The organism is Oceanibaculum sp. (assembly GCF_022449305.1).
In the GTDB taxonomy this organism is placed as follows: domain Bacteria; phylum Pseudomonadota; class Alphaproteobacteria; order Oceanibaculales; family Oceanibaculaceae; genus Oceanibaculum; species Oceanibaculum indicum.
In genome coordinates this window covers 34,820-61,357 of record NZ_JAKUSO010000009.1, presented here as the reverse complement: position 1 = coordinate 61,357, position 26,538 = coordinate 34,820, and the positions used below count along the sequence as shown (strand labels likewise).

31 protein-coding genes are annotated in these 26,538 nt (G+C 65.4%); 16 read left to right on the top strand and 15 right to left on the bottom strand.

What is annotated here, in order from left to right; genetic code table 11:
- Positions 1-55: 55 nt before the first annotated feature.
- The gene (locus MK313_RS05115) at positions 56-406 is read left to right on the top strand and encodes a hypothetical protein (RefSeq protein WP_121221039.1); all 351 of its coding nucleotides are present in this window, start codon (positions 56-58) and stop codon (positions 404-406) included.
- Between the two features lie 23 nt (positions 407-429).
- A complete protein-coding gene (locus MK313_RS05110; protein WP_287780341.1) occupies positions 430-942 on the top strand; it encodes a hypothetical protein in 513 nt (170 codons plus the stop codon).
- 9 nt (positions 943-951) lie between these two features.
- On the opposite strand, the gene MK313_RS05105 is transcribed toward MK313_RS05110, so the two are convergent.
- The 3 genes from MK313_RS05105 to MK313_RS05095 all read right to left on the bottom strand — a co-directional run bounded on the left by MK313_RS05105 (position 952) and on the right by MK313_RS05095 (position 2,944).
- On the bottom strand, positions 952-1,806 hold the full coding sequence (locus MK313_RS05105; protein ID WP_287780340.1) for a carbon-nitrogen hydrolase family protein: 855 nt from the start codon (positions 1,804-1,806) through the stop codon (positions 952-954).
- A gap of 23 nt (positions 1,807-1,829) precedes the next feature.
- A complete protein-coding gene (gene grxC / locus MK313_RS05100; protein WP_040706862.1) occupies positions 1,830-2,093 on the bottom strand; it encodes a glutaredoxin 3 in 264 nt (87 codons plus the stop codon).
- Between the two features lie 77 nt (positions 2,094-2,170).
- Positions 2,171-2,944: a ComF family protein gene (locus MK313_RS05095; RefSeq protein ID WP_287780339.1), complete on the bottom strand. Its 774-nt coding sequence runs from the start codon at positions 2,942-2,944 to the stop codon at positions 2,171-2,173.
- Positions 2,945-3,041: 97 nt separating this feature from the next.
- Here MK313_RS05095 and MK313_RS05090 point away from each other — a divergent pair, with 97 nt between their 5' ends.
- Positions 3,042-3,446, top strand: coding sequence for a tellurite resistance TerB family protein (locus MK313_RS05090; protein WP_008943904.1), 405 nt, complete (start codon positions 3,042-3,044; stop codon positions 3,444-3,446).
- On the opposite strand, the gene MK313_RS05085 is transcribed toward MK313_RS05090, so the two are convergent.
- Entirely contained in the window at positions 3,443-4,408 is a 966-nt protein-coding gene (locus tag MK313_RS05085) for a S1C family serine protease (protein WP_287780338.1), read from the bottom strand. The genes MK313_RS05090 and MK313_RS05085 overlap by 4 nt on opposite strands.
- Positions 4,409-4,550: 142 nt before the next feature.
- On the opposite strand from MK313_RS05085, the gene MK313_RS05080 reads away from it, so the two are divergent.
- On the top strand, positions 4,551-4,940 hold the full coding sequence (locus MK313_RS05080) for a hypothetical protein (RefSeq protein WP_008943906.1): 390 nt from the start codon (positions 4,551-4,553) through the stop codon (positions 4,938-4,940).
- A 51-nt stretch (positions 4,941-4,991) separates the two neighbouring features.
- On the opposite strand, the gene MK313_RS05075 is transcribed toward MK313_RS05080, so the two are convergent.
- The 6 genes from MK313_RS05075 to MK313_RS05050 all read right to left on the bottom strand — a co-directional run bounded on the left by MK313_RS05075 (position 4,992) and on the right by MK313_RS05050 (position 9,656).
- On the bottom strand, positions 4,992-5,654 hold the full coding sequence (locus MK313_RS05075; protein ID WP_008943907.1) for a hypothetical protein: 663 nt from the start codon (positions 5,652-5,654) through the stop codon (positions 4,992-4,994).
- 431 nt (positions 5,655-6,085) lie between these two features.
- Complete coding sequence (locus MK313_RS05070) at positions 6,086-6,601, bottom strand: hypothetical protein (RefSeq protein ID WP_287780337.1); 516 nt, start codon at positions 6,599-6,601, stop codon at positions 6,086-6,088.
- 166 nt (positions 6,602-6,767) lie between these two features.
- On the bottom strand, positions 6,768-7,253 hold the full coding sequence (locus tag MK313_RS05065) for a putative two-component response regulator (protein ID WP_008943909.1): 486 nt from the start codon (positions 7,251-7,253) through the stop codon (positions 6,768-6,770).
- Between the two features lie 45 nt (positions 7,254-7,298).
- A complete protein-coding gene (locus MK313_RS05060; protein ID WP_008943910.1) occupies positions 7,299-7,787 on the bottom strand; it encodes a response regulator in 489 nt (162 codons plus the stop codon).
- An 80-nt stretch (positions 7,788-7,867) separates the two neighbouring features.
- A complete protein-coding gene (locus tag MK313_RS05055; protein WP_287780336.1) occupies positions 7,868-8,497 on the bottom strand; it encodes a class I SAM-dependent methyltransferase in 630 nt (209 codons plus the stop codon).
- Between the two features lie 10 nt (positions 8,498-8,507).
- Positions 8,508-9,656, bottom strand: coding sequence for a M20 family metallopeptidase (locus MK313_RS05050; protein WP_121221020.1), 1,149 nt, complete (start codon positions 9,654-9,656; stop codon positions 8,508-8,510).
- Positions 9,657-9,826: 170 nt separating this feature from the next.
- On the opposite strand from MK313_RS05050, the gene MK313_RS05045 reads away from it, so the two are divergent.
- From MK313_RS05045 to MK313_RS05015, 7 genes are all read left to right on the top strand, one after another.
- Positions 9,827-10,750 (top strand): isocitrate lyase/PEP mutase family protein, encoded by a 924-nt coding sequence (locus MK313_RS05045; RefSeq protein WP_244922283.1) that lies wholly within the window; start codon positions 9,827-9,829, stop codon positions 10,748-10,750.
- 31 nt (positions 10,751-10,781) lie between these two features.
- Entirely contained in the window at positions 10,782-11,783 is a 1,002-nt protein-coding gene (dctP, locus tag MK313_RS05040) for a TRAP transporter substrate-binding protein DctP (RefSeq protein WP_287780335.1), read from the top strand.
- A gap of 64 nt (positions 11,784-11,847) precedes the next feature.
- Positions 11,848-12,375 (top strand): TRAP transporter small permease, encoded by a 528-nt coding sequence (locus MK313_RS05035; RefSeq protein ID WP_008943915.1) that lies wholly within the window; start codon positions 11,848-11,850, stop codon positions 12,373-12,375.
- Positions 12,372-13,658, top strand: coding sequence for a TRAP transporter large permease (locus MK313_RS05030; protein WP_008943916.1), 1,287 nt, complete (start codon positions 12,372-12,374; stop codon positions 13,656-13,658). Before MK313_RS05035 ends, MK313_RS05030 begins: the two co-directional genes overlap by 4 nt.
- Before the next feature lie 101 nt (positions 13,659-13,759).
- Positions 13,760-14,308, top strand: coding sequence for an RNA polymerase sigma factor (locus MK313_RS05025; RefSeq protein ID WP_287780334.1), 549 nt, complete (start codon positions 13,760-13,762; stop codon positions 14,306-14,308).
- Complete coding sequence (locus MK313_RS05020) at positions 14,308-15,300, top strand: anti-sigma factor family protein (protein WP_287780333.1); 993 nt, start codon at positions 14,308-14,310, stop codon at positions 15,298-15,300. Before MK313_RS05025 ends, MK313_RS05020 begins: the two co-directional genes overlap by 1 nt.
- Positions 15,301-15,862: 562 nt before the next feature.
- Positions 15,863-16,237: a DUF4168 domain-containing protein gene (locus MK313_RS05015; protein WP_183077989.1), complete on the top strand. Its 375-nt coding sequence runs from the start codon at positions 15,863-15,865 to the stop codon at positions 16,235-16,237.
- 40 nt (positions 16,238-16,277) lie between these two features.
- Here MK313_RS05015 and MK313_RS05010 read toward each other — a convergent pair whose 3' ends face one another.
- Positions 16,278-17,129 carry a DUF3426 domain-containing protein gene (locus MK313_RS05010; protein WP_287780332.1) on the bottom strand — a complete coding sequence of 284 codons (852 nt, stop codon included), beginning with the start codon at positions 17,127-17,129 and terminating at the stop codon, positions 16,278-16,280.
- A gap of 205 nt (positions 17,130-17,334) precedes the next feature.
- Here MK313_RS05010 and ftsE point away from each other — a divergent pair, with 205 nt between their 5' ends.
- The 5 genes from ftsE (at position 17,335) to MK313_RS04985 (ending at position 22,790) form a co-directional block, all read left to right on the top strand.
- Positions 17,335-18,012, top strand: a complete 678-nt coding sequence (ftsE, locus tag MK313_RS05005) for a cell division ATP-binding protein FtsE (RefSeq protein ID WP_083859607.1) — start codon at positions 17,335-17,337, stop codon at positions 18,010-18,012.
- A gap of 7 nt (positions 18,013-18,019) precedes the next feature.
- Positions 18,020-18,928, top strand: coding sequence for a cell division protein FtsX (locus MK313_RS05000; RefSeq protein ID WP_287780331.1), 909 nt, complete (start codon positions 18,020-18,022; stop codon positions 18,926-18,928).
- An 83-nt stretch (positions 18,929-19,011) separates the two neighbouring features.
- Entirely contained in the window at positions 19,012-19,587 is a 576-nt protein-coding gene (locus MK313_RS04995; protein WP_008943924.1) for a YdcF family protein, read from the top strand.
- Positions 19,588-19,597: 10 nt separating this feature from the next.
- Positions 19,598-20,323, top strand: a complete 726-nt coding sequence (locus tag MK313_RS04990; RefSeq protein ID WP_287780330.1) for a lysophospholipid acyltransferase family protein — start codon at positions 19,598-19,600, stop codon at positions 20,321-20,323.
- A gap of 157 nt (positions 20,324-20,480) precedes the next feature.
- A complete protein-coding gene (locus tag MK313_RS04985; protein ID WP_287780329.1) occupies positions 20,481-22,790 on the top strand; it encodes an adenosylcobalamin-dependent ribonucleoside-diphosphate reductase in 2,310 nt (769 codons plus the stop codon).
- A 1-nt stretch (position 22,791) separates the two neighbouring features.
- On the opposite strand, the gene MK313_RS04980 is transcribed toward MK313_RS04985, so the two are convergent.
- The 4 genes from MK313_RS04980 to leuC all read right to left on the bottom strand — a co-directional run bounded on the left by MK313_RS04980 (position 22,792) and on the right by leuC (position 26,515).
- The gene (locus MK313_RS04980) at positions 22,792-23,163 is read right to left on the bottom strand and encodes a Nif11 family protein (protein WP_287780328.1); all 372 of its coding nucleotides are present in this window, start codon (positions 23,161-23,163) and stop codon (positions 22,792-22,794) included.
- A gap of 151 nt (positions 23,164-23,314) precedes the next feature.
- The gene (gene leuB / locus MK313_RS04975; RefSeq protein WP_287780327.1) at positions 23,315-24,430 is read right to left on the bottom strand and encodes a 3-isopropylmalate dehydrogenase; all 1,116 of its coding nucleotides are present in this window, start codon (positions 24,428-24,430) and stop codon (positions 23,315-23,317) included.
- A 26-nt stretch (positions 24,431-24,456) separates the two neighbouring features.
- Complete coding sequence (leuD, locus tag MK313_RS04970) at positions 24,457-25,068, bottom strand: 3-isopropylmalate dehydratase small subunit (RefSeq protein WP_008943929.1); 612 nt, start codon at positions 25,066-25,068, stop codon at positions 24,457-24,459.
- Between the two features lie 25 nt (positions 25,069-25,093).
- Positions 25,094-26,515 (bottom strand): 3-isopropylmalate dehydratase large subunit, encoded by a 1,422-nt coding sequence (leuC, locus tag MK313_RS04965; RefSeq protein ID WP_287780326.1) that lies wholly within the window; start codon positions 26,513-26,515, stop codon positions 25,094-25,096.
- Between the last annotated feature and the right edge of the window lie 23 nt (positions 26,516-26,538).

Here is a 26,538-nt window from a genome sequence, read left to right as displayed (position 1 = left end):
CGCCCGTCCGATAAAGTGACCGTAATAAAGCTCAAGAATGGGGAAAGGTGGGGCGATGCGGTACACACCCGGTCCGTGGCGCATGAAGTCGAACGGCGAACTCTGGTCCTACCCGCGCGGCGGCGCACCGGGACAGGTCGGCCAGATGTACTGGAGCGGCAAGCATGAAGACCGTGCCGGCAATGCCCGGCTGATTTCCTTTGCCGCCGATCTGTCCGAGGATTTGCAGGAACTCTATCGCCTTGTCTCGCAGCCTTCAGTGGTGGCGGCGATCAAGGCCGACCAGAAAATCTATGGCAAGGCGCGTCTGATCATCGAGAATAGCCGGCAGACGCTGGAACAGGCCACCGGCGAGAAGCTGCCTGAATGGCCGCATATCGACCCCACGAAGAGCCTCGCTTCCTGACACGAAACTCGTCGGACGATCGCATGGCGGAGCAGGAAATGCGCCTCGAACGCTATATGGAAATTGTCGCCGGTAGCCAGCCAAAAGACTGGCTGATGATCGAGCGGCCGACCCTGCGGCACCGGTTCACGCCGATGCTGGACGATAAGGAGCAGCTGATCCGGCAGGTGATCGACGAGCCGATGGTCGGGTTCAGCTATCGCCCGGACGTGCGGCTGACCCTTTTGTTCGGCCTGGTCGAGATGGCGCAGTACCCGCTGCCGGCAGGCATGCCCTATGCCGAGGAAAACGCCAGGACGGTGCTGCTGCACTGCCTGTATGAAGGGCAACTGATCCACACCGAGACACTGCTGAAGGTTGACCGGCAGCGCTGCATCCTGCCGATGCCGGTGGCCTGGGGTGAGCCGCCGCAGGCCATCCCGCGCCGGCAGCACGATCTGGCCCGGCTGGTGCACCAGCTTGCTGGCCCCTTCACCGATTTCGAGCAGTATTTCAAGAATTCCGGAATGGCCGTCGTGGAGCGGCCCTGGCCCTGAACTGTTCCGTTATTCCCCGGCGGCGCGCAGCGGCTCTGGCGCGTCCACCGCGAATTCACGGTCATGGGTCAGCGACGGCACCATGCGGCGGGCCTCGGCGATCAGCGCCGTATCGATCTCGGCGGTGACAAAGCCCGGCTCCGTCCCGGCATCGGCCAGCACCTCGCCCCAGGGGGCGACCACCAGCGAATGGCCATAGGTCTTGCGCCCTTCGGCATGCTCGCCGGTCTGGGCGGGGGCAAAGACAAAACAGCCGGTCTCGATGGCGCGGGCGCGCTGCAGCACATGCCAGTGCGCCTCGCCGGTGACCTTGGTGAAGGCGGCGGGGATGGTAATGAAGTCTGCCGCGGCCTTGGCCAATGCCCGATAGAGATAGGCAAAGCGCAGATCGTAGCAGATCGTCATGCCCAGCCGACCCCAGGGCAGGTCGGTGACGACCGCCTTCTCGCCCGGCCGGTAGGTTGCTGATTCGCGGTAGGTCTGGCCGTCCTTCACATTCACGTCGAACATGTGAATCTTGTCGTAGCGCGCCTGGATACCGCCCTTCGGATCGATCAGGATCGACCGGTTGGCCAGCATGGTGTCGCTGAGCTTCACCGACAGCGACCCGGCCAGGAACCATACGCCCAGCTCGCGCGCCAGATCGCGCCAGGCCGCCAGCGCAGGGTGCGTTTCCTCAGCTTGAGCCTTCGCCAGCGACTGCTCGCGCTTCGGCTCGAACATGGCGGCGATTTCCGGGGTCAGGATGAACTCCGCACCGTCCTTCTTCGCCGCGCGGGCCTGCGCGTTCACGAAGTCGATGTTCGGCTGGAACTCGCGCTCGGAATTGGTCTGGATCAGCGCGACCTTGAACTTGGCAGTCATGACGGTCTCCTTGGCTTATGCCCTCAGGCGGCGCCTTGCAGCATCGGGTCCAGCTTGCCGGCGCGGTCGAGATCGTGCAGATCGTCGCAGCCGCCGACATGGGTGTCGTCGATGAAAATCTGCGGGACGGAGTTTCGGCCGCCCGCCTTTTCGCGCATCTCCGCCCGCTTGCCGCTGTTGAAGGTGACGTCGATCTCCTCGAAATCGGCGCCCTTCTGCTTCAGCAATTGCTTGGCGGCGTGACAGTAGGGGCACATCAGCGTGCTGTAGATAACGATCTTGGCCATGTCGGTCCTCTTTGCGGGCAGCGGCAGCATAGCGCCGCACCCTCTGGCTTGGCAGGAATTTCTATAACAGATGGGCCTTAATTCTCCGCCGTGAAGACTCGGGCCAGCGCCAGCACGGATACCTGTGCTGCGCCGGCGGCCAGCAGCGCACGGGTGCAGGCTTCCACCGTCGCCCCCGTTGTCACCACATCGTCGATCAGCAGGACGCGCTGCCCGGCCAGCTGGGCGCGCTGCAGCGCGGACACGGCAATCGCGCCGGCCAGGTTGGTCAGCCGCTGGCGCCGGCGCAGTCCGCCCTGGCTGCGGGTGCGGCGGCGGCGTATCAGCACATCGGTGGCGACCGGAATGCCCCGCCTCTGTCCGAGCGCCAGCGCCAGCAGGGCGGCCTGATTGTAGCGCCGGCCGAGAAGCCGCCAGCGGTGCAGCGGCACCGGCACGATCAGGTCGGCATCGTCCAGCAGTTCCGCCCCGGCACGCTCAAGCCAGCCGGCCAGCGCCGGCGTCATGTGCAGCTGGTCGCCATGCTTGTAGCCCAGGATGAGGCGCCGGCTGATAGCACTGTAACGGGTCGCGGCGCGCATCCGCCGGTAGGGCGGCGGGCTGGCGATACAGGCAGCGCACAGGCTGCCTTCCGGCATTTCGAAGCTGAAGGGCAGACCGCAACAGGCGCAGTGCGGCGGTCCCAGAAAATCAACCTGCTTCCAGCAATCGGCGCACAGCGCGCCATGGCGGTCCACCGGCACGCGGCAGGACAGGCAGAGCGGCGGGAGCAGCGTATCGAGAATGCCCGAGGCCAGGCGCGGGATACGCCCTGTCCCGCTGAATATGCTGTGAAGACCTCCCGCCCGCATGCCCGTCTCTCGTCGCTGCACTGCCTAGCTTGCGCCATGATCCCGTGTTACATCCTACAACCGTTGGCACCGCATGCCCGAAGCGAAAAGGACGGATATGATTTCTCCCCAGGTCGCGCTGATCTACGTCATGGTCCTGGTGTCCGCCAGCGACAGCGACATGACCGACGCCGAATTCAAGACCATCGGCGATATCGTCACCCACCTGCCCGTGTTCAGCGAGTTCGAGGTGGACAACCTGCCCTCCATCGCCAGCAGCTGCGCCGACATGCTGCAGGCGGAGAACGGCCTCGACGCCGCGATGGACCTGATCCATAAGTCGCTGCCGGAGAAGCTGCGCGAGACCGCCTATGCGGTTGCCTGCGACGTCGCCGCCAGCGATGGCAAGGCGAGTCAGGAAGAGCTGCGGCTGCTGGAAATGCTGCGCCACAAGCTGCATGTGGACCGGCTGGTCGCCGCCGCCATCGAACGCGGCGCCCGCGCGCGCTATATGCCGGTCTAGTAGGTCCGGTTCAGCTTCAGATAGCGATAGCGGTTGCCGGTTCGGACCTCGACCGGCCGGGCCGTCAGCCCGTCCAGGACCTGTATCGTGGCGATGCTGCCAGGCTCGCCGACCCGCCATAGCGCCCGGTAGAAATCGGCCAGTGTCGCGGTCGGCGTGCCGCCGATACCCAGAACCAGATCGTTGCGCTTCAGCCCGGCCAGATCGGCGGGGCTGTCAGGCGATACGCGGCGCACGAACAGCCGGCCGCGCTCCTCGTCGAGCTGCAGGCCGAGCCAGGGGCGCGGCGGCTGCGGCGAGCGGCCGGTTTCCATCAGCGGCTCAAGGATTGGCAGTAGCGCTTCGACCGGGATGAACATGTTTCCCGGCACGCCCAGCCCCGGCACCGCATCGCCGACGATCAGTGAGCCAACGCCGACCAGCCTGCCGCCCTGGTCGATCAGGGCAGCCCCGGCGAAATTCTCATAGGGCGGGCTGGTGAAGATCGCGTTTTCCAGCAGATATTCCCAGTAACCGGCGAAGGTGCGGCGAGAGGTGACGAGGGCCGGTTGCGCCGCTGCCGATCCGCCATGGCCGGCAATCCGCACCCGGGCGCGTTCCTTCAGCTGGCTGGAATCGCCCAGCTCCAGCGCCGGGACGCCCAGATCGCGCATCGGCCGTACCAGGCCAAAGCCGGTTTCGTGATCATAGGCCATGATCTCGCCGGGCACCTGCCTTCCATCGGCGGTGCGCAGCGTCACCGCATCGGCTTCAAGAATGACATAGCCGACGGTCAGCACGGCGCGTCCCTCGGCGATCACAATACCGCTGCCGGTGCGTGCGCTGCCGAGCGACTCGGCCGTCCTGGCGTCGCCGGGGATACGGGCCTGAACCTCGACGATGGAAGACAGCAGGTCGGCAGCCTGCACCTTGCCGGCAAAAAGCAGCAGCAGGCACAGAAACGGGAACAAACGCCTCATCATGCACCTCCATCGGGGTCGTGCCATACAGGCCGCAAGACCGGCACCACATCATTCATCTAGGGCGATTCTTGCACGGGGAAATCGTGCTATCGTTATGTCCTGAATTTTGAGCCACGCGGGGATGCGAGGGGACGGAAGGGGCATGAGCCGGGAACATCTGAAGAAGAAGGCGCGGGAAGCGCTGAAGGAGGCGGGCGGCAATACCAGCCTCGCCGCCAGGCTGCTGCATGGCTGGGCGATGGAGGACGAGACATTGCTGCTGGCGATGGTGCGGCCGATGCTGCCGAGCCTGTCGCTGCTGGCGGTGCAGCGCGCGGCCGGCACGGATGAGAGCTATCGCACCGGGCGCAAGCGGCGGGCGCAGCCGATCACCGAAAAGGCGGCACTGGAAGCGGTAGCCGAAGCGCTGAGCGGAAAGCGCGCACCGGCCATGAGTTCCACCCGCACGCCCCTGACCGCGCCATCGGAAGCCAGCACGCGCCATCGCAGCGCCGTGCAGTTCCTGGCATCGGCCTACAAGCCCAAAAGCTGAAAATCTGAAGATTACTTGACCGGTACTGCCGGTCCGCAATGCCGGACGCGGCTACTTCTTGGGGCGCGGCCGGCAGTCGTCGGGCCGTGCGTTCACGACATTGTGATAGAGCTTCTTCACATATTCCGGGTCGGCGCCAATCGTCCGGGCGCTTCCCGTCGTGTTGCGCTCCGCGGTTTCGGCAACGCCGGCCGACACCATGAAGGGCGTCGCCTCGTCCGGCATGATGTGATAGCCGGTCCGTTCCAGGTCGGTGATGATCTCGACCGCCGTCTTGGCAAAGCGGCGATAGGAAGAATCAACCATGTCCTTCCGGCCGGTGGGGGCGGAAGCGCGGGCCAGCGCCATCGAGATGATGTTGACCAGCAGGTCGGTGTCGCGGCTCTGGATCCAAGCATTCGCCATCGCGCCCATGACGGCGTTGATATAGAGCGCGGCGCCGCGCTGGCCCATCAGCTTGTTGGCGCCCGGCTGCTGGTCGGCCTGCGCGATCATCTGGTCGGTCAACTCGCGCGGCGTAACCATGAACCCGGCAATTTCCAGCGACCGGACCAGGTCGTTCGCATCCTCGGCGTAGCGGTCCCATTCCTGTTCGACCAGGAAGGACCCCAGCATGTCGTTGCCGGCGCCCTGGACGCGATTCAGGAACCGCGCGAACTCCTTCGCGAAGTACTGAACGATCTTGGGGTCGGACGGCTGACTCTGGATGCGCATACTCTGATTCCCTTCTTCGGCACCCTCATGCAATAGAGATGATGCCGAATCAACCAAATATGAAGTCTATTGTGACGATTCTGACGATTGGTCGGCGTGCCTGTCCGGCACCCTATGCTTTGGATCGGCATGCGCGCAAGCCGATCACCCGCAAAGTCCAGGCCATTTTGGCCCGTTCGCCATGCGGCTTAATGTATAACGAGAATAGGAACTTAAAAACAAAAACTCGCAAGGATGATCTGAAAGGGTCAGCTCTGCTGTACTAAATGAAGAATCGCAGCAAACCGATAAGATAATAAAAATCAGTTTCGAATAGACGCATTATCAGTCGTGGAAGGCGCCAGTTTTCGCCACTCCCGGTCTGTAAAAAAGCGAAGGTCGGCGCGCATTATTTCAAGCCGAGGAAGCTCGCCGGCTGCGGTTGAGTTCAATCAGGCCGGCCGGCGGGGCGGCATTCCAGACGTGGGAGGTTTCGGCGCGGCCTTCAGCGGGGTCTGCGGACCGACCGACTTGAAGGAGGTCGTCTGGTTGCTGGCTGGCGGCACGGCTGGCGCAGCGGTTGGCCGGGCGGTCGCCGATTCCCGGGGCCGGATGCCATTCGGCAGGCGCGGAAAGATGATCGTCTTCTCGCGGTCGGCCAGTTCGCGCCAGTCGCGGTGGCTGGCGCGGGCAACGCGCTGGAAGTGCCAGGCACGTTCCTCCGCGGCATCGCCGATCTGCTGGCGCTGCCAGCCGGGCAGGGCGTTGAAGGCGGCCTTGGCGGTGAACAGGTCGACGGTCCGTCCGCTTTCATAGGCGCGGCGGACTTCGCGGGTGACGATGTTCGACATGCCCAGCGTCACGCTGACGGTCTCTGCCAGTATGCCCAGGGCCTGACGATCCTGGCCGCTTCTGGCCTGGCTGTCTTGGGCCTGACTGCTTCCGGTCTGGCTGTTATCGGATGTCATCGTCTCTCCTGCGCCGTCCTGCTGGGACATGCCGTAAAATAGCGCGCCGTGAAGAAACGAATGGCGGTCACGGCTGCCGCTTCTGTTTGCCGGCCATTGTCGATTTGAATCGCGGCGCGTGCAAGCGCTTCCTCCGGCTGGTCCCCTCCGGCGTCGGCGCGCCGGTTCACCAGTTCTTGGCGACGGCGAGGCGGAAGGCCTCCAGCAACTCCTGCTCAACCTTGCCGCCGCTGCCCTGGATACGCTCCGCCAGCACGACGTACAGCGCATCGATATGGCAGCGGATGATCGCCATCTGCTTCGGATTGGCGTCGCCCATGCGTCCGGCCACGGCATGCAGCGAGCGGGCGATTTCGGTCAGCAGCGGATAGTCGAAGGTACCGCCCAGCCCCTTGATGTCGAAGGCGTGCCGCCGGATTTCGACCATCAGGGCCTCCCATCGCGCGGGGTCTGTCTCGGCGCTGGCCAGCGCTTCCCGCAAGGAACGCAAGGCGGCGGCGACGCTGGCGATGAATTTGTCGCTCGACTGGTGGACGGCCTTCTCGATCTTCTTCAGCTCGTCGGGCTGCGGATTGATCGAGAACCCTTTCTTGCTGTTCACCGCGCGGCGGCGGAGATCCATCGAGGGCGGAATGATCTGGGCCTTCGCCATATCGTCGGGACCTTGTGTGCTGGTCTGGGGGATGAATTGCGGTAGCTAGTCGGCGCGCCGGTTCCGGCCGCCATGCGGCACCTGCCGACGCCGACGGTCCGGCCCGAAATAGGTGCCGGCATTCACGAAGGAGCGCGGCCGCGCGATCACCGACACCAGCCGGCGATAGAGCGAGTCCACGGTAAACGGCTTGGCGAGGAATTCGGTGACGCCCCGGTCGCGGGCCTCGATCACATATTCCGGCTCGGAATTTGCGGTCAGCATGATGATCGGCAGCATGCGGTTCGGCGAATGCATGGTGTTGCGTACCGTGTCGATCAGCTCGATGCCGGACAGCGGCTCCACGATCCATTCGGTGATCATCACATCCACCTCGCCGGCCTTGATGACGGCCAGCGCCTTGTTGCTGTCGGTAACCTTGCGGATGGCGATGGCGCCCAGCATCCGCAATATGTCGTACAGCAATTCTGTGGACAGCGGGTTCGGATCCACGATCAGGAACCGGATCTGGCTGAAATCAATCTTTTCCGACAAACCGACACCACATTCTGCAACGTTTTCCGAAGGCCACGCTTTGCGGGCCGGTCGTTAGATAAACAAAGAATGATAAATTTTTAATTAAAAGTGCAAGCGGGCAATTTTACCAGCACCAGATGAAAGATATGCCAGCGCTTGGATTTGCCCAGCGCGGTGGTGCCGTCTTCGACGGTCTCATCCAGTTTTTCGACCCGGAATCCGGCGCACAGTCTCTCGATGGCGGCGCGGTCATGGATGGTGATGCCGCGTCCGGCCCAATCGTCCTGCGGGCCATAGAGCTGTCCGGCGAACCGGCCGCCGGGACGAATTGCCGCAGTGAGCCGCCCCCAGAGGGCGGGGAAATCCTCCGGCGAACACAGGGGCAGGGAGAAGCTGGCATTCACCAGATCACAGGCCGGCGGCTGGAAATCCTCGAACTGTTCGACGCGCGCTTCCAGCAGCGCGCTTTTGGGCAGGTCGTGCCTGGCCAGCAGCCGGTCGATGGCTTTCGGCGTCGCATCGATCGCCAGCACCTTCCAGCCGCAGCGTAGAAGCTCCACCGTGTCGCGCCCGTCGCCGCAGCCGAGATCGAGGGCCAGGGGCGGCGGCTTGCCGTTCGCGGGTATGCCCTCCGCCGCGAAGCGGTCGAGGGCGTGCAGCAAGGTCGGGCGGGGCGGCTTGGCTGCCACTGCGTCGTAGTAGCGGCCCCAGCGTTCCCCGTCCGACATGCCTGCTCCGTTACTCCAGGGTTTCGAACAGCCGCAGCATCAGCTTGGCGCGCGGCTCGAAGGAGGAATAATAGGCCTGCTCATAATCGGTGTGCGCGCCACGCCCGTCGACGCCTAGCCCGTCCAGCGTCGGCACGCCGACGGCGGCGGTGAAATTGCCGTCGCTGCCACCGCCGGTGATCTTCACATCCTCGAGCTCGAAGCCGATCTCGGCGGCCAGCGCCTTGGCGTGGTCGAACAGCTTCGTGATGCCCTCATCCTTCACATAGGGCGGGCGGTTGATGCCGCCGGTGATGGTCACCTTCACATCGGGGTCGAAGGCGGTGAAGCCGAGAATCTTCTTCGTCATCTCCTCGGCCAGCTCCGGCGTCGGCACGCGCATGTCCACCTCGGCGGTGCAGAATTGCGGCACCACATTCACGCCGGTGCCGCCGCTGACCAGCCCGACATTGCAGGTCACGCCGGTCTCGTAATTGGTCAGTTCCTCGAAGCGGATGATCTGCTTCGCCATCTCGCGGATGGCGCTGCGGCCGTCCTGGTGCTGCGCGCCGGCATGGGCGGGGCGGCCTTCGCATTTCACGTCGAAATGCAGCACGCCCTTGCGCGAGGTGACGATCTTGCCGCCATCGCGGGCCGGTTCGGTGACCAGCACATATTTGTTCTTCAGCGCCATCTGCTCGATCATCTTCTGCGAGGTCGGGCTGCCGACCTCCTCTTCCGGGACGAACATGAAGGTGATCGGCAGCTTGGTCTGCTTGCCGCTGCGCACCAGATGGCGATAGGCGTAATAGGCGAGATAGGCGCCGCCCTTCATGTCGTAGATGCCGGGGCCGAACACCTTGTCGCCGTCCTGCTTGAAGGGCAGCACATCCTTGATGAAGCCCATCGGATGCACGGTGTCGATATGGCTCAGCACCAGGATGCCGGGGCCATCGCCGCCCCAGGGCGTGCGGGCGGTCAGGATATCGGCCCAGCCATCGCGGCCCGGCGTGCGCTCGATGGTGGCGCCGATGGCGCGCATGTCGGCCTCGACCTGGTCGGCCATGCGGTTCACCGCGGCGGCATCGTGCGACGGGCTTTCGATTTCGACCCAGCGGCGGATGCCTTCCAGGATTTCCTCGGCATCGATCCGGGGCTGGTTGGAGGCGAGATCGTTCATGGCGTTTTCCCTTGGATTCGGATGGGGCTTCGGATGATTCCAAAAGCATTAGCGCGAGGATTTGTCATCGCCAATGACAAAACGCCCCGCCGGCTGGTGGTAAAGCCCTATTGCGCAGCTGCCGGCTTCGGCGCTACCTAGGCTTTTTGCTCGACATGCTGGAGGAGGCCATGCGCCGCACCACCCGGTTTCGCCGCCTGATCGAGGCGCCGGAATTGCTGCTTTTGCCCGGTGTCCATGACGCGCTGGGCGCGCGCATCGCGGAGAAGCTGGGCTTCGAGGCGATCACCAGCGGCGGCTATAGTGCTACCGCAACGCTGCTCGGCCGCCCGGACACTTCGCAGCTGACCGCGACCGAGATGGCGGATTACTACGCCCGCCTCTGCGATTCGACCGATCTGCCGGTCTTCGCCGATGCCGATACCGGCTATGGCAATGTCACCAATACCGGCCGCACGGTGAAGGCCTATGAGCGTGCCGGTGTCGCCGGCCTGTTCATCGAGGATCAGGTGTTCCCGAAGCGCTGCGGCCACATGGCCGGCAAGGATGTGGTGCCGCTGGAAGAGTTCCTCGGCAAGCTGAAGGCGGCGCTGGATGCGCGCACCGACCCGGACCTCGTCATCATGGCGCGCACCGATGCGCTGGCCGTGCATGGCATCGACGAGGCCATCGAGCGCGCCCAGGCAGCGCGTGAGGCCGGCGCCGATCTGCTGTTCGTCGAGGCGCCGGAGAACCAGGACCAGATGCGCCGCATCTGCGCGGAGATCGACGGGCCGTGCCTCGCCAACAATCTGGATGGCGGGCTGTCGCCGGTGCTGGAGGCCGGGCTGCTGCAGGAAATCGGCTATGCCACGGTCGCCTTCCCGACGGCGGCGACCTATGCGGTAGCCCACGCGCTGGAGGCGGTGCTGGGCGAAATCCGCAAGACCAGTGTGGCGACCGCGCTGTATGACCGGATGTACAGCTTCGAGACTTTCAACGAACTGGTTGGCCTCGGCGATCTGCGCCGCACGGAGGCCGGCTATCAGGATTCCGCCCGCGACCTGCTGGCCCGGCGCAAGGCCGCCGGCGGCAAGAACCGGGCGGCGGAATAAGCGTCACGACAACAAAGGAGGGACTCCCATCATGAAGATCACCCGTTACGCGGCGCTGGCCCTGCTGGCCGGCGGCATCGCCCTGGCCGGCCCCATAGTTGGCCAGGCCATGGCGCAGGAGAAAATGCGCGTCAGCCATCAGCTGCCGCCGGCGCACCATATTGCCAAGCTGGTCGAAAGCTGGGCGGCCGATATCGAGAAGCGCTCGGGCGGCAAGATCGATGTCGAGGTGCTGGGCTCGGCCCAGGCCTTCAAGCCGGACCAGAACCATCCGGCGGTCGCGCGCGGCCAGGTCGAGGCGGCGATGGCGGTGAATTTCCAGTGGGGCAACACGATCCCGGAAATGAACGTCGTGACCATCCCCTACTTCATGACCGATCTGGCGCGGATCAAGAAGTTCCCCGGCTCCGAGGCGGCGAAGCTGCTGGAAGGCAAGCTGATGGAGAAGGGCGTGCGCAACGTCGCCTGGCTCTACACCACGCGGCAGTCGATCTTCACCTCCTCAGGCAAGCCGCTGGTGAAGCTGGACGATTTCAAGGGGGTGAAGATCCGCGGCCTGAACAAGCTGGTCGATGCCGGCCTGGTGGCGGCGGGTGCGGCGCCCGCCTCGATGCCGGGTTCCGAGGTCTATCAGGCGCTGCAGACCAAGGTAATCGACGCCGGCCTGACCGACGTGTCGGCGGCCTATAGCCGGAAATATTTCGAGGTGCAGGAATTCGGCACGGTGGCGCCGTTCTTCACCGTCTATTTCCACATCTATGTGAACCCGAAATGGTTCGACGGCCTGTCGCCTGACCTGCAGAAGGCGGTGCTGGAAGCCTCGGCCCAGGCGGAGCAGGATTCCATCGGCGTGACCGAGAAGACCGCAGAGGATTCTATCGCCGCGCTGAAGGAAAAGGGCATGAAGCTGCATATCCAGTCGGCCGAGGAGGTGAAGACCTTCACCGCCACCATGCAGCCGCCGGTCATGGAGGCGTTCAAGGCGTCATCTCCAGATGCCGGCAAGCTGATCGACCTCGTCAACAAGCTCTGAGCGTCACCGGACGGCCCCGCCCGATGCGAGTGCGGGGCCGTGCCGGAATGCGAGGTTTTTCTTAATGAAATCCATCCTTGTCCTGCTGGAGCGCGTGGTCGGCGTGCTGTCCGCGCTGGCCACGGCGCTGGCGGCGCTGCTGATGCTGGCGATCACCGGCATCGTCGGCTACGGCGTCGCCATGCGCTATCTGTTCAACCAGCCGCAGGTCTGGAGCGACGAGCTGGCCAGCTACCTCATCGTGCTGGTGGTCATGCTGGCGATTGCCGAGGTGCTGCGCCGGGGTGAGCATATTTCCATCGACCTGCTGGTGGAGCGGCTGGGTGCACGCGTCCGCTACTGGGTGGATGTCGCGGGCATGGTGTCGGTGATCGTGGTGGCCGGCGTGCTGATCGTCTCCGGCTGGGACATGACGGCCTTTTCCGCCGATATGGGCATCCGCTCGACCGGCTATCTGGCGATGCCGATGTGGCTGCCGCAGGCCACCCTGCCGCTGGGCTTCGCTCTGCTGGGCCTGGCCGCGCTGAACCGGCTGCTGCGCTTGCTGACGGGACTTGAGGCTCCCCGCGAGACGGGTGGGCATAAATCATGACGCTGGCCTGGATTCTGATCGGCCTGCTGGCAGTGCTGCTGACCGGCATCCCCCTGTTCGCCGGCATGTCGCTGGCGTCCATCGGCCTGTTGCTGGCTGTCGAGGGCCGGGTGGCCGGGCTGGCGGACGAGGTGTTCGCCAAGCTGTCGAACTATCTACTGGTGGCGATCCCGCTGTTCGCCTTCATGGCGCATGTGATGATCAAGGCTCGCGTGGTGGACGATCTCTACGCGCTGGCGCATACGCTGGTGCGGCACTGGCCGGGCGGGCTGGGCGTCGCCACCGTGATGGCCTGCACCATCTTCGCCGCGATCAGCGGTTCCTCCGTCGCCACCGCGCTGACCATCGGCACGGCGGCGATCCCGCAGATGCTGCGCTATGGCTACAAGCCGCATGCTGCCTATGGCGTGCTGGCCGCCGGCGGCACGCTGGGCATCCTGATCCCGCCATCGGGGCCGATGGTGCTCTATGGCGTCGTCTCTGATACCTCCATCGGCGCGCTGTTCGTCGCCGGCATCATTCCCGGCGCACTGATGGCGCTGCTGTTCTCGCTCTATTGCGTGCTGCACAGCCTGCTGACCCGGCAGACCGAGCGTCCGCCGCGAGCCAGCTGGTCCGAGGTCTGGCCGAGCCTGAAACGCGGCTTTTGGGCGCTGCTGCTGCCCCCCATCGTGCTGGGCGGCATGTATGCCGGCGTGTTCACCGCGACCGAGGCGGCCGCCGTCGGCGCCATCGCTGCGATCCTGATCGCGCGCTTCGCCTATGGGAGGCTCAGCCTTGCCGACCTGTACGACGCGGCACGCGATTCGGTTGGCACCACCGGCATGCTGTTCATGATCCTGGCGGCGGCCGCCATGTTCGGCCATGTCATCTCCGTCCTGGGGCTGCCGCGCCAGCTGGTCGAGATCACCACGGCGCTGGGCATCGGGCCGATCACCTTCATGCTGGCGGTGATGGCGCTGATCTTCCTGCTGGGCATGTTCCTGGAGACCATCTCCATCATCCTCATCACCACGCCCATCGTGCTGCCGGTGATGCTGCTGCTGGAGATCAATCCGGTCTGGTACGGCGTGCTGCTGACGATCAATCTGGAGTTGGCGCTGATCACCCCGCCCGTGGGCATGAATCTGTTCGTCATCAAGGGCATCACCGGCGGGGCCATGGGCCCCATCGTGCGCGGCGTGCTGCCCTATGTCGCGATCATGCTGGCGACGCTGTTCCTGGTGCTGTTCTTCCCGGAACTGGCGCTGTGGCTGCCCTCCACCATGGCGCTGGGGCGGTAATCGGGAATATTCCGGCGGGTTCCGCGTCCATACGGGTGATTGCCACTTTTTCGGCAGATTTGCGCCGTCCTCCGGGCTTAGTTGCCGCCCAGCCTTACGGCATGAAAGGCTGGATGGAGAATGCCCGCAAAGCGGGTGCCGGCACTGTCGGCGGGGAGGAGCTTGCGGAACATGTCCGCAGCCTCAGGCGTTATGCCATTGCCCTGACCGGCGATGCGTCCGAGGCCGATGATCTGGTGCAGGAGAGCCTCGTGCGGGCCCTGGCCCGGATCAAGGAGGGCGCGGAAGTGCGGAATGCACGAACCTACCTGTTCAGCATCCTGCACAATCTGCGCGTCGATCTGCTGGGACGGCGCACCCGGCGCGGCACGGCACTGCCGCTGGAGGCTGTGGAACACCGGCTGTCACGACCGGCGGAGCAGCCCTCCCGGCTGCGCCATGCGGAGCTGGCCCTGGCCATCGACGCGCTGCCGGAGCAGCAGCGTGCGGTGTTGTTGCTGGTGGCGCTGGAAGGCGCCAGCTATCAGGAGGTGGCGGAGATACTGAGCATCCCGCCGGGCACCGTCATGTCGCGCCTCAGCCGCGCCCGCAAGGCGCTGCGTGCCCTGATGGAGGAAAGTGCGGTCACCAATCTGCGCAGGATGACGTGATGAAGAACAAGGACACCGCAAGCAATACGACGCCGCTGATCACCGAGGCGATGCTGCTGGCCTATGTCGATGGCAGCCTGGCCGAGGCGCAGCGAGATGCCGTCGAGGCACGCCTTGAGCGCGACCCGGAGATGGCGGCGAAGGTGGAAGCCTATCGTGCGCAGACCCGCGCGCTGCACGATCTTTTTGATCGTCATCTGGCCGACCCGCTGGACCCGGTCATCGCCGGCCTCGAGTCGGAATTGCGGAAGGCTGAACCCCCTCAGGCTGTGCCCCCTCAGGCCATCAGGCCGGAACGGCGCTTCAGCGGCTGGCGTCCGATGGCCCTTGCGGCATCCGTGGCCCTGATCGCGTTCGTCGGCGGGTTCGTCCTGGCCGAATATCGTGGCCACGCGCCGGTGGCGCCGGTCGCCTCCTCGCTGCAACAAGCGCCGATGGCTGAAAAGCTGGCGGAAAAAACCGCCGCTGGAATCATGCCGGCGGGCGGGGCAGCGCTGGTTGCCCCCGCCGGCTTCCAGCCGCCCGATTTCTCCGGCCTTGGCCTGCGGCTCTCCGGCGAGCGGCAGCTCGGCAAGGCAGCATCGGCGGTGACCCATCTCACCTATGAGCGGCCGGACGGCAGGTGGGTCAGCCTCTATGTCGGTGCGACGGATGGCGGCGAGGCGCCGCTGCGGGCGATCTATCCGGATGGGCGCGCCGTGCTCTCCTGGCGCAAGGGCGGGTTTGCCTACAACCTTGTCGGCACCATTGGCCGTGACGCGATGATGGCGATTGCCACGACGCTTGACGATGCCGCCTCGGCCGGCCTGCGCGCGCCGATTGCGCCCAAGGCTGTGCCTGGCCCGGCCACGGGCCTGCGTCCGGCGACCCCGCCCGAGGCGCTGCAGCCGCCCTCCATTCCGGCAGCCCCCGCCATCGCCCCCAACCCGACGAACCGTCCGGATGGCGCGGATGGACAGGCCCCCCGCGCACGAGAGGCGGGCGCGGCATAAGAGTTTGCCGAACGATGGAATATCGATGGCCTGCCATCGTCCATGAAGCCGAAGGCGAATTCCGTAACGCCTTCTTGTGAGCCTCCCTGATGGTTCCTGTTGACCTTGAAGCCCCGCCTGATGGCGGGGCTCTTTTTTTTGGGAATATCCAGCGGGATGGGGCGTCTGTGTTTTCGGGAATGCCGTTCGGCTTCGGGCGCCAAAGCCCGCAGGGCCTGAGCTTAGCGTTCCGAACAGACAAGGAGGAGACAATGACGTTCCAATGGAAACAAGTGGTTGCCCCTGCCTTCGCGGCCTTTCTTCTGCTTGGCGCGGCGGCCTGTGACGATGGTGGCGCGCCGCAGCAGGGCCAGCCCCCGCAGGACCAGGGTCAGCAGGGCCTGACGCCGCCTAGTGGTGGTTCGGGCGGTGGTGCTGGCGGAAGCACCGGGGGCACTTCTGGCGGCGGTTGACGCCCTGCCACGCCATCGCTTCCGGATGACGGGGCCAGCGGCCCCGTCATCCGATGCTTCCAGGCGGTCGTTTTCAGGCCGAAGAATTCCACAATTCAGGAGATTTCCCGATGACACGACATTTCATGACCGCACTTGTGCCGGCGCTTCTGCTCGCCGTTGCGCCTATGGCCGCCATGGCGCAGACCCAGGCGCCCGCTCAGCAACAGCAGCAGGCGCCGAAGATCGATGAAACCCAGCTCGATTCCTATGCCGAGGCGGCGGTGAAGATCTACGATATCCGCGTCCGCTGGGAGCCGGAGATTCGCGGCGCCGACAGCCAGGAAAAAGCCATGGAGGCGCAGCGCGAGGCCCGCACCGAGATGATCGAGGCGGTGCAGAATCAGGGGCTGTCGGTCGAGGAATATAATTCGATCACGGCCGCCGCGCAGCGCGATCCTGGCCTCAACCAGAAGATCGCCCAGCTGATCGAGAAGAAGCGCTAACCAGGCCGTAGCAGCCCATGGGGCCCAGGGGCTGGAACAATCAGTCCCTGGGCTGGGCGCTGAAGGTCACGACGATGTCGGCGGCCTCGCCAGCCGGATTCACGAATTCGGTGCGGAAGGCGGCGATCTCGCCGGGCGACAGGTCCAGGCGGTTCGCCTCGAACTCCCAATCCTGCAGATCCTTGCGCTGCAGGTCGCGCAGATGGGCCTTCATCGGCGGCACGGTCGCCGGCTCGTCGGTCAGGTTCACGACCTCGCCCTGCACCACCAGGATCATCGTGGTGCCCTCCATCAGCCGTTCGACGCGGATGTTGCGGATCAGCAGCCCTTCCCCCGGCACCGGGGCGGGGTAGCCGATCTTCTCGTACAGCAGGGCGGCGGGCGGCCAGGCGGCGACGATATGCGCGCGGCCAAAGAAGATGCCGGCGGCGAGGCCGATCACCAGCAGGAACAGCAGAATCCAGGCGCCACGGCCGCTGCTGGGCTTTTTCTGCTCGACCGGCATGCGCGGCAGGCGGGGGATGCGCGGCCGTTCCTCCTCTTCATCCGGGAATGGGGCGGCAGCGGGCTCCTGCGCCGGATCGTCGGGCCAACCGGCGTTCTCTTCCTCTAGTGTGTCCGCCGTCCCGGCGTCATCGTCCTGATACTGGTCGAAGGGGTGTGGCGGCGCCTCTACCTCCGGTTCCGGCGGCGGCGCAGCGGCTTGCTTCGGGGGTTTAGCAGCGCTTTTCGTTGCGGAGGGGCGGCTGGTCTCCGCGACAGGCTCCTGAAACCAGACATGGCCGCAATCGTTGCAGCGGACCTTGCGGCCAGCCGGCCCCAGCTGCGCATCGCTGATTGCGTAGCGCGCGGAGCATTCGGGACAGGAGAGGATCATTGTGCGGACCACCATGTCATGGTCTAGCTTTTAGCCTGCCCGTCGCACCGGTGGCAAGCGAGGCTCTTAGGGCAGGGGGACTGTCGGACTTTTCTCGGCGGGCTTCCCGCGGCGGGCGGCTGGACGCTGGGCCGCCGGCTGTGCCATCTTGCCCGCGGGCTTTCCCTTAGGGGTGTTATGTCCTGCGGGTAGGCGAGTATCAGGAAAGGTGGCGGCTTCCGTGGTTCGTTTCGAAAATGTCGGGATGCGGTTTCGCGACGGGCCAGCCGTGCTGGAGAATATCGGCTTCACGCTGCCGCCTGGCTCCTTCCATTTCCTGACCGGGCCGAGCGGCGCTGGCAAATCCACCCTGCTGAAGCTGATCTATCTGGCGCTGAAGCCTTCCTCCGGGCGTATCCGCCTGTTCGACCGCGATGTTGCGGGGATTCCGCGCCGGGAACAGCCTGACCTGCGCCGCCGCATTGGCGTGGTGTTCCAGGATTTCCGGCTGCTCGGCCATCTGACCGCGCTGGACAATGTGGCGCTGCCGCTGCGTATTGCCGGCGCGAAGGAAAGCCTGATCCGCCGTCATGTGCCCGAACTGCTGGACTGGGTCGGGCTTGGCGATCACATGAATGCGCTGCCGGCCACCCTGTCGGGCGGGCAGCAGCAGCGCGTCGCCATCGCGCGCGCGGTGATCGGCCGGCCGAAGCTGCTGCTGGCCGACGAGCCGACTGGCAATGTCGATGACCAGATCGCCATGCGGCTGCTGTTCCTGTTCGAGGAGCTGAACCGGATGGGGACCACCGTGCTGATCGCCACCCACAACAACATGCTGGTGGACCGGTTCAGCTATCCTCGTCTCGATCTGCGCGACGGGCATCTGTCCCGGCCGGGCATCGACAGCGCGGTTGCCTGAGGTCCAGATGATTTTCCGGCGCCATTCCGACCTGCCGCTCCGCGGCGATGCAACCAGCCGCTTCCTGCCCTGGATCATCGGTGTGATGGTGTTCCTGGCGACGCTGTCAGTCGCCGGCCTGCTACTGGCACAGGATGTGACGCAGCGCTGGCGCTCCGCCCTGGCCGGGACGCTCACCGTGCAGGTGCCGCCGCCGTTCGATGAGACGGACCCGCAGGCCCAGCTGGCCGAGGTGCTGCAGGTACTGCGTGACACGCCGGGCATCGGGCGCGCCGATCCGCTGTCGGTCGAACAGAGCCGCGCCCTGCTGGAGCCCTGGCTCGGCAGCGGCCAGATCATCGACGAGCTGCCCTTGCCGCGCCTGATCGACGTGGCGTTGCGGCCCGGCGCGCGGCTGGATTTCGCGGCGCTGGAAACCAGGCTGGCCGGCATCGCGCCCGGCATCGTGCTGGATGATCACGGCCGCTGGCTGGGCGATCTGGTGCGGGTCGCGCGGTCGGTGGAGCTGGTAGCCGCGACGGCGGTGCTGCTGGTCGCGCTGACAGCGGTGCTGGCGGTGGTGTTCGCGGTCCGCACCGGCCTTGCCATCCACCGCGAGGTGATCGACGTGCTGCATCTGGTCGGTGCACGTGACAGCTACATCGCCAAGCAGTTCGCCCGCCATGCGCTGACTCTCAGCCTGCGCGGCAGCATTCTGGGGGCGCTGTTCGCCCTGGCACTGCTGGCGGGCATTGCCCTTCTGGCCAATGGGGGTGCCGAGGGGCTGTCGGCGGAGGGTTTCCTGCCAGCCGATCTCTGGCGCATCCTGCGGCCGCTGGACTGGGCGGCGCTGGCCGCCGTGCCGGTGGGCGCCATCCTGCTGGCGGTGCTGGCGACACGGCTGGCCGTGATGCGTGCGCTTTCCCGGCTGGTATAGGACTGCCGCCGATGACCGCGCGCCGCCGCATCTTTCGCCGATCCGGTTCGTCCAGGCATCCAGGGCCAGGGCGCTGGCGGCTGTTGCTGCCGGCCCTTGCGCTGGCCCTTGCCGTCTGGGCGGGCGGGTTCTTCAGCTATGCCGCGTCGATCCCGCGCGAAGTCGGGAATCCGGACCAGCGGACCGACGCTATCGTCGTGCTCACCGGCGGCAGCCTTAGGCTGGAGGTGGGCCTGCGCCTGCTGCGGGCCGGGCTGGCGGACCGGCTTCTGGTGTCCGGCGTCCATCCGGATGTGACGCGGGAGGCGCTGCTGCGGCTGCTGCCGGAATGGACCGAGTCGATGAATGCGCGCATCGATATCGACTATGCGGCCAATAATACGGTCGGTAACGCCTCGGAAACGGCGGAATGGCTGCGCGAGCGCGGCTACCGCTCGCTGCGGCTTGTGACGGCGAACTATCATCTGCGCCGCAGCCTGCTGGAATTCCGCGACGCCATGCCGGAGATCGAGATCGTCCCGCATCCGGTGTTTCCGGAGGATTTCCACCTTGCGGAATGGTGGCGCTGGCCGGGCAGTGCCGCGCTGATCTTCTCGGAGTACAACAAGTTCCTGATGGCGCATCTGCGCCTGTCCCTGGCCGGCCTCATCAAAGGATAGACGCCCGGAAATGAGTGCGTTGCGTTCGTTGCTGTTCAATATGGCGTTCTTCGGCTGGACCGCGATCCTGTGCATCGGCGGGGTCCCGCTGCTGGCAGCGCCGTCGGGCTGGATCATCGCCGCGCAGCGCTTCTGGGCGCGGGGCGTGATCGGGCTGCTGCGGCTGCTGGCCGGCACCGGCTACACAGTCAGCGGCCGGGAGAACCTCCCGGACGGCCCCTTCATTATCGCCTCGAAGCACCAGTCGGCCTGGGACACGATCATCTTCTTCCTGCTGCTGTACCGTCCGGCCTATGTGCTGAAGAAGGAATTGCTGGCGATCCCGCTCTATGGCTGGTACGCGCAGCGCGCCGGCCATATCGCTGTGGACCGCAAAGCGGGCGCCAAGGCACTGCGCATGCTGCTGGAGGATGCGCGGCGGGCCATCGCGCAGGGCATGGTGCCGGTGATCTTCCCGCAGGGCACGCGGACTGCCCCCGGCACGCACCGACCCTACCAGCCGGGCATCGCTGCCCTGTACAAGGGGCTGGACGTGCCGGTGGTGCCGGTGGCGCTGAATTCCGGCCTGTTCTGGGGGCGGCGCGCCTTCCGCAAGGAGCCCGGGACCATCCGGCTGGAGTTCCTGCCGGCGATCCCGCCGGGGATGGACCGGGCCGGCTTCATGGTCGCGCTGGAGACTGCCATCGAGCAGGCGACGGACCGTCTGTCAGCGGAAGGCTTATCCCCAGAAGCCTGAGATTTGTCCTTGTGAATCCCGGGGACAAGGCTGATCTGCAAGGCCTGGCAGGAGGTTATCCGGCAACGGTCGGTGGAAACATAACAAGAACATAGTTATTGTCCGCCGCCGCCAAGCTGGTACACTATCTGGCCGTTCGATTGCGTTGGAGCGTTTCATGGCGGGTATCGCGGCGATTTCGCAGCAGATCTGGGACATGAAATACCGGCTGAAGCGGGCCGATGGCGCGCCGCTGGACCGCACGCTGGAGGATAGCTGGCGCCGTGTGGCGACGGCGCTTGCCGCGCCGGAGCGCGACCAGGCGCTATGGGAAGGCCGGTTCTACGAGGCGCTGGAGGATTTCAAGTTCCTGCCCGCCGGCCGCATCCTGGCCGGGGCCGGCACCGACCGCAGCGTCACCCTGTTCAACTGCTTCGTCATGGGCACTGTCCCGGACGATATGGCCGGCATCTTCGAGCATCTGAAGGAAGCCGCGCTGACCATGCAGCAGGGTGGTGGCATCGGCTATGATTTCTCGACGCTCAGGCCCAAGGGCGCGCCGGTGAAGGGGGTGGGGGCGGATGCATCCGGCCCGCTGCCCTTCATGGATGTGTGGGATGCGATGTGCCGCACCATCATGAGCGCCGGCCACCGCCGCGGCGCGATGATGGCGACGATGCGCTGCGATCATCCCGACATCGAGGATTTCATCGCCGCCAAGCAGGAGGCGGGCCGCCTGCGCATGTTCAACCTGTCGGTGCTGGTGACCGACGCCTTCATGCAGGCGGTGCAGGAGGGCGGGTCCTGGGACCTGGTGTTCGGCGGCACAATCTATCGCACGGTCGAGGCGCGCGAACTGTGGGATCGGATCATGCGCGCGACCTACGCCTATGCCGAGCCGGGGGTGATCTTCATCGACCGGGTGAACAACCGCAACAACCTGCATTACTGCGAGACCATCGCCGCCACCAACCCGTGCGGCGAGCAGCCGCTGCCGCCCTATGGCGCCTGCCTGCTGGGCTCGATCAATCTGGCGAAGCTGGTGGAGCGTCCGTTCGAGAGCGATGCCGCGATCGATATCGGCCGGCTGGAGGCGCTGGTCGCGACCGCCGTGCGCATGATGGACAACGTCACTGACGTATCGCGCTTCCCGCTGCCGCAGCAGCAGCATGAGGCGCAGGCAAAGCGGCGCATCGGGCTTGGCGTTACCGGGCTGGCCGACGCGCTGATCTTCTGCGGCGCGCGCTATGGCAGCGCCGATGCGGTGGCGCTGACCGAGCGCTGGATGGCGGCGATCCGTCGTGCAGCCTATCTCGCCTCGGTCGAGCTGGCGAAGGAGAAGGGACCGTTTCCGCTGTTCGACCGGGACCACTATCTGGCAGGCGAGACGATCCGGGAGCTGGATGCGGATGTGCGGGACGCTATCGCCCAGCATGGCATCCGCAACGCGCTGCTGACCTCCATCGCGCCGACCGGCACCATCTCCATCCTGGCGGATAATGTGTCCTCGGGCCTGGAGCCTGTATTTAGCTTCGAATATACCCGCACCGTGCTGATGCCCGATGGCAGCCGCAGGGAGGAGCAGGTCACCGACTATGCGCTGCGCCTCTACCGCCGGCTGAAGGGCGAGACCGCGCGGCTGACCGATGCCTTCGTCGATGCCCAGCGGCTGTCGCCCAGCGACCATGTGGTGATGCAGGCCGCCGTGCAGAAATACATCGACAGCTCGATTTCCAAGACCATCAACATCCCGGTCGATCTGCCGTTCGAGCAGTTTAAGAATGTCTATCGCATGGCCTATGAATCGGGCTGCAAGGGCTGCACCACCTACCGGCCGAACGAGATCACAGGCGCCGTGCTGCAGGTGAAGCCGGAGACGGTGGAGGGCACACAGCAGCCGGAGCTGGCGCTGGACAAGCCGGAGGCAAGGCCGGCAGACCAGTTCGAGGCGGGGGCGGTCATCTACATGACGCAGCCGCTGAACCGGCCGGAGGAACTGCCGGGCAAGACCTACAAGATCAACTGGCCGGAGAGCGAGCACGCGCTCTACATCACCGTGAACGATGTGATCCAGGATGGGCGCCGCCGGCCCTTCGAGATTTTCATCAACTCCAAGAACATGGAGCATTTCGCCTGGACCGTGGCGCTGACCCGGATGATCAGCGCGGTGTTCCGGCGCGGCGGCGACGTCTCCTTCGTGGTTGAAGAGCTGAAGGCCGTGTTCGACCCGCGCGGCGGGCAATGGATGGGCGGGCGTTATGTGCCCTCCCTGCTGGCCGCCATCGGCGATGTGATCGAACGCCACCTGATCGACATTGGCTTCATTCCGCAGCCGGAAGAAAAGCGCCAGGGCCATCTCGCCGAGCGCAAGGTGGTGGGGCTCGCCGATCAGCGCCTGCGGCAATGCCCGAAATGCGGCCAGCCCAGCCTGATCCGGCAGGAGGGCTGCGATACCTGCACCTCCTGCGGCTATTCCAAGTGCGGGTGACTCAGAAGCCCAGCCAGAATTCACGCTTCGAGGGGTCGAGGCCATTCTGGGTGTTCACCAGAGAGCCGTAGAGCGTGCCGGGCAAACTCATGGCACCGAACCCCGCATTCAGCACTCCGCCGAAAATGCCGCCATTGACCTTGTCCAGCTCTGCGTCCGTCAGCTGATCGTTCCGCGCCCGGGTGAGCAGATCGCCGAACGCCGCCAGGTCATTGGTTTCCAGTGCATGCCCTTCGTCCCTGGCGAAGGCCACGATGTGCGGTGCCGGATCGGCATCCTGGGGCAGGGTGGCGACGGTGGACTGAAAACGCTGCTTGAGGGCCGCATCCTGCTGCAACGCCTGAATGAAACCGCCGATATTTTCCAGGGACATCTCTGATCCTCCCGATTGAACACAGGAGCATGTGTAGCGTCCCTGCGGCGGGCCTGCCTGACTGCCTGTCCCGAAAGGACAGGCATTTCGTCCCGGCCAAGAAAAAGGGCGACCCAAAGGCCGCCCTTTCCATAAAGAAGATGTTGTTGGATCAGGCCGACAGCTTGTCCAGCTCGCGCAGCAGCGTGTCGCCCATCACCGTGGTCGAGACCTTGGCGGTGCCCGGCACATAGATGTCGGCGGTACGGAAGCCGGCATCCAGCACGTTGTTGATGGCCTTCTCGATCATGTCGGCGTCCTCGCCCATGTCGAAGGAATAGCGCAGCAGCATGGCGAAGCTCAGCAGCTCGGCCAGCGGGTTCGCCATATCCTGGCCGGCGATGTCCGGGGCGGAACCGTGCACCGGCTCGTACAGCGCCATACGGCGGCCGGTGGTCGGATCCTCAAGGCCGAGCGAGGCCGAGGGCAGCATGCCGAGCGAGCCGGTCAACATCGCCGCGCAGTCGGACAGGATGTCGCCGAACAGATTGTCGGTGACGATCACGTCGAACTGCTTCGGATTGCGCACCAGCTGCATCGCGCAGTTGTCGGCATACATGTGGTGCAGTTCGATGCCCTTGCCTTCGGCTTCATGCAGCTTGGTCACCGTCTCGCGCCACAGCACGCCGGTGTGCATGACATTGGCCTTCTCGACCGAATGTACCTTGCCGCCGCGCTTGCGGGCGAGGTCGAAGCCGACGCGCGCCACGCGCTCGATCTCCGGCGTCGTATAGACCTGGGTATCGACGGCCTTCTTGGTGCCGTCCGGCAGGGTCTCTACACCGCGCGGCTCACCGAAATAGACGCCGCCGGTCAGCTCGCGCAGGATCAGGATATCCAGCCCCTCGACCAGCTCGCGCTTCAGCGTCGAGGCATCGGCCAGCGCCGGGAACACGATGGCCGGGCGCAGATTGGCGAACAGGTCCATTTCCTTGCGCAGGCGCAGCAGGCCGCGCTCCGGCTTCTTCTCGAACGGCAGGTCGTCCCACTTCGGGCCACCGACCGAGCCGAACAGCACGGCGTCCACCGCCAGCGCGTCGGCCATCGTCTCGTCGGTCAGCGGGGTGCCGTGCGCGTCGAGCGCGGCGCCGCCGACCAGGCCTTCCTGAATGTCGAAGGAGACGTGGCGGCGCTTGTCCATCCAGTCCACCACGCGGCGGACCTGACGCATCACCTCCGGCCCGATGCCGTCACCCGGCAGGACCAGCAGCTTCTTGTTCGATGCCATTTTATTTTTCCGTTCTTTGGGAGCGATCAGGCGGCGATCCAGGGCTGGGAGAGGGCAAGCTTCTCCTCATAACCGGCGATCTTCTGGTCCTTCTGCAGGGTCAGGCCGATATCGTCCAGACCGTTCAGCAGGCAGTGCTTGCGGAAGGCATCCACCTCGAAGGCGATCTTCTCGCCGTTCGGGCGGGTGATCTCCTGCTTCTCCAGATCGACGGTGATGCGGGCATTGCCGCCCAGCTTCGCGTCCTCGGTCAGCTGATCGACTATTTCCTGCGGCAGCCGGATCGGCAGGATGCCGTTCTTGAAGCAGTTGTTGAAGAAGATGTCGGCGAAGCTGGGGGCGATGACGGCACGGATGCCGAAATCCAGCAGCGCCCAGGGGGCGTGCTCACGGCTAGAGCCGCAGCCGAAATTGTCGCCGGCCACCAGGATCTCGGCCTTGGTGTAGGGCTCCCGGTTCAGCACGAAATCCGGGTTCTCCTTGCCATTGCTGTCGCGGCGCATCTCGTCGAACAGGAACTGGCCGAGGCCGGTGCGCTTGATCGTCTTCAGATACTGCTTCGGGATGATCATGTCGGTGTCGATGTTGACCATCGGCAGCGGTGCGGCGATCCCGGTGAGCGTCGTGAACTTGTCCATCTCTCTATCCTCCCGCTGGTCCCGGTCAGCCCATCAGCTCGCGCACATCGGCGATGTGGCCTTTGACGGCCGCCGCCGCGGCCATTGCCGGACTCATCAGATGGGTGCGCCCGCCGCGGCCCTGCCGGCCCTCGAAATTGCGGTTCGAGGTGGAGGCGCAGCGCTCGCCCGGCGCCAGCTTGTCGGCGTTCATGGCAAGGCACATGGAGCAGCCCGGCTCGCGCCAGTCGAAACCGGCCTCGCGCAGCACCACGTCCAGCCCCTCGGCCTCCGCCTGTTCCTTCACCAAGCCGGAACCCGGCACCACCATGGCGCGGACATTGGCCGCCACCTTGCGGCTCTTGGCGACCTCGGCCACCGCACGGATATCCTCGATGCGGCCATTGGTGCACGAGCCGATAAATACGGTATCGACCTTCACGTCGGTCATCTTCATGCCCGGCTTCAGACCCATATAGTCCAGCGCGCGCAGCATCGCCTCGCGCTTGCCGGCGTTCGGCGCCTTATCCGGGTCGGGCACGATGCCGGTGACCGGCACCACGTCTTCCGGGCTGGTGCCCCAGGTGATGGTCGGCACCAGGTCGGCGGCCGTGATGACGATTTCCTTGTCGTAGGACGCACCCTCGTCGGAGGGCAGGGTCTTCCAGAATTCGACGGCCTGCTCCCAGGCGGCGCCCTTTGGCGCCAGCGGGCGGCCCTTCAGATATTCGAAGGTGACCTCGTCCGGGGCGATCAGACCGGCGCGCGCACCACCCTCGATCGACATGTTGCAGATCGTCATGCGGGCTTCCATGGACAGGTTGCGGATCGCCTCGCCCGCATACTCGATCACATGGCCGGTACCGCCGGCGGTACCGATCTTGCCGATGATCGCCAGGATCAGATCCTTGGAGGTGACGCCGAAGGGCAGGTCGCCCTCGACCCGGACCAGCATGTTCTTGGCCGGCGCCTGCACCAGCGTCTGGGTGGCCAGCACATGCTCTACCTCGGAGGTGCCGATGCCGAAGGCCAGTGCGCCGAAGGCGCCATGCGTCGCGGTGTGGCTGTCGCCGCACACGATGGTGGTGCCCGGCAGGGTGAAGCCCTGCTCCGGCCCGATGATGTGCACAATGCCCTGGCGGGCGTCATCCATCGCGAAATAGGGAACGCCGAATTCCTTCACGTTGGATTCCAGCGTCTCGACCTGGATGCGGCTTTCCTCGTCGCTGATGCCCTTGGAGCGGTCGGAGGTCGGCACGTTATGGTCGGCGACGGCAAGCGTCTGGCTCGGCCGGCGGACCTTGCGGCCGGTCGTGCGCAGCCCCTCGAAGGCCTGCGGGCTGGTCACCTCATGGACGAGGTGGCGGTCGATATAGATCAGGCAGGTGCCGTCCTCCTGGACGTCCACCAGATGGTTCTGCCAGATCTTGTCGAAAAGGGTACGGGGCTTGGAAGTGGCTGCGGTCACGAAGGCGGTCCTCACTCCTGGCG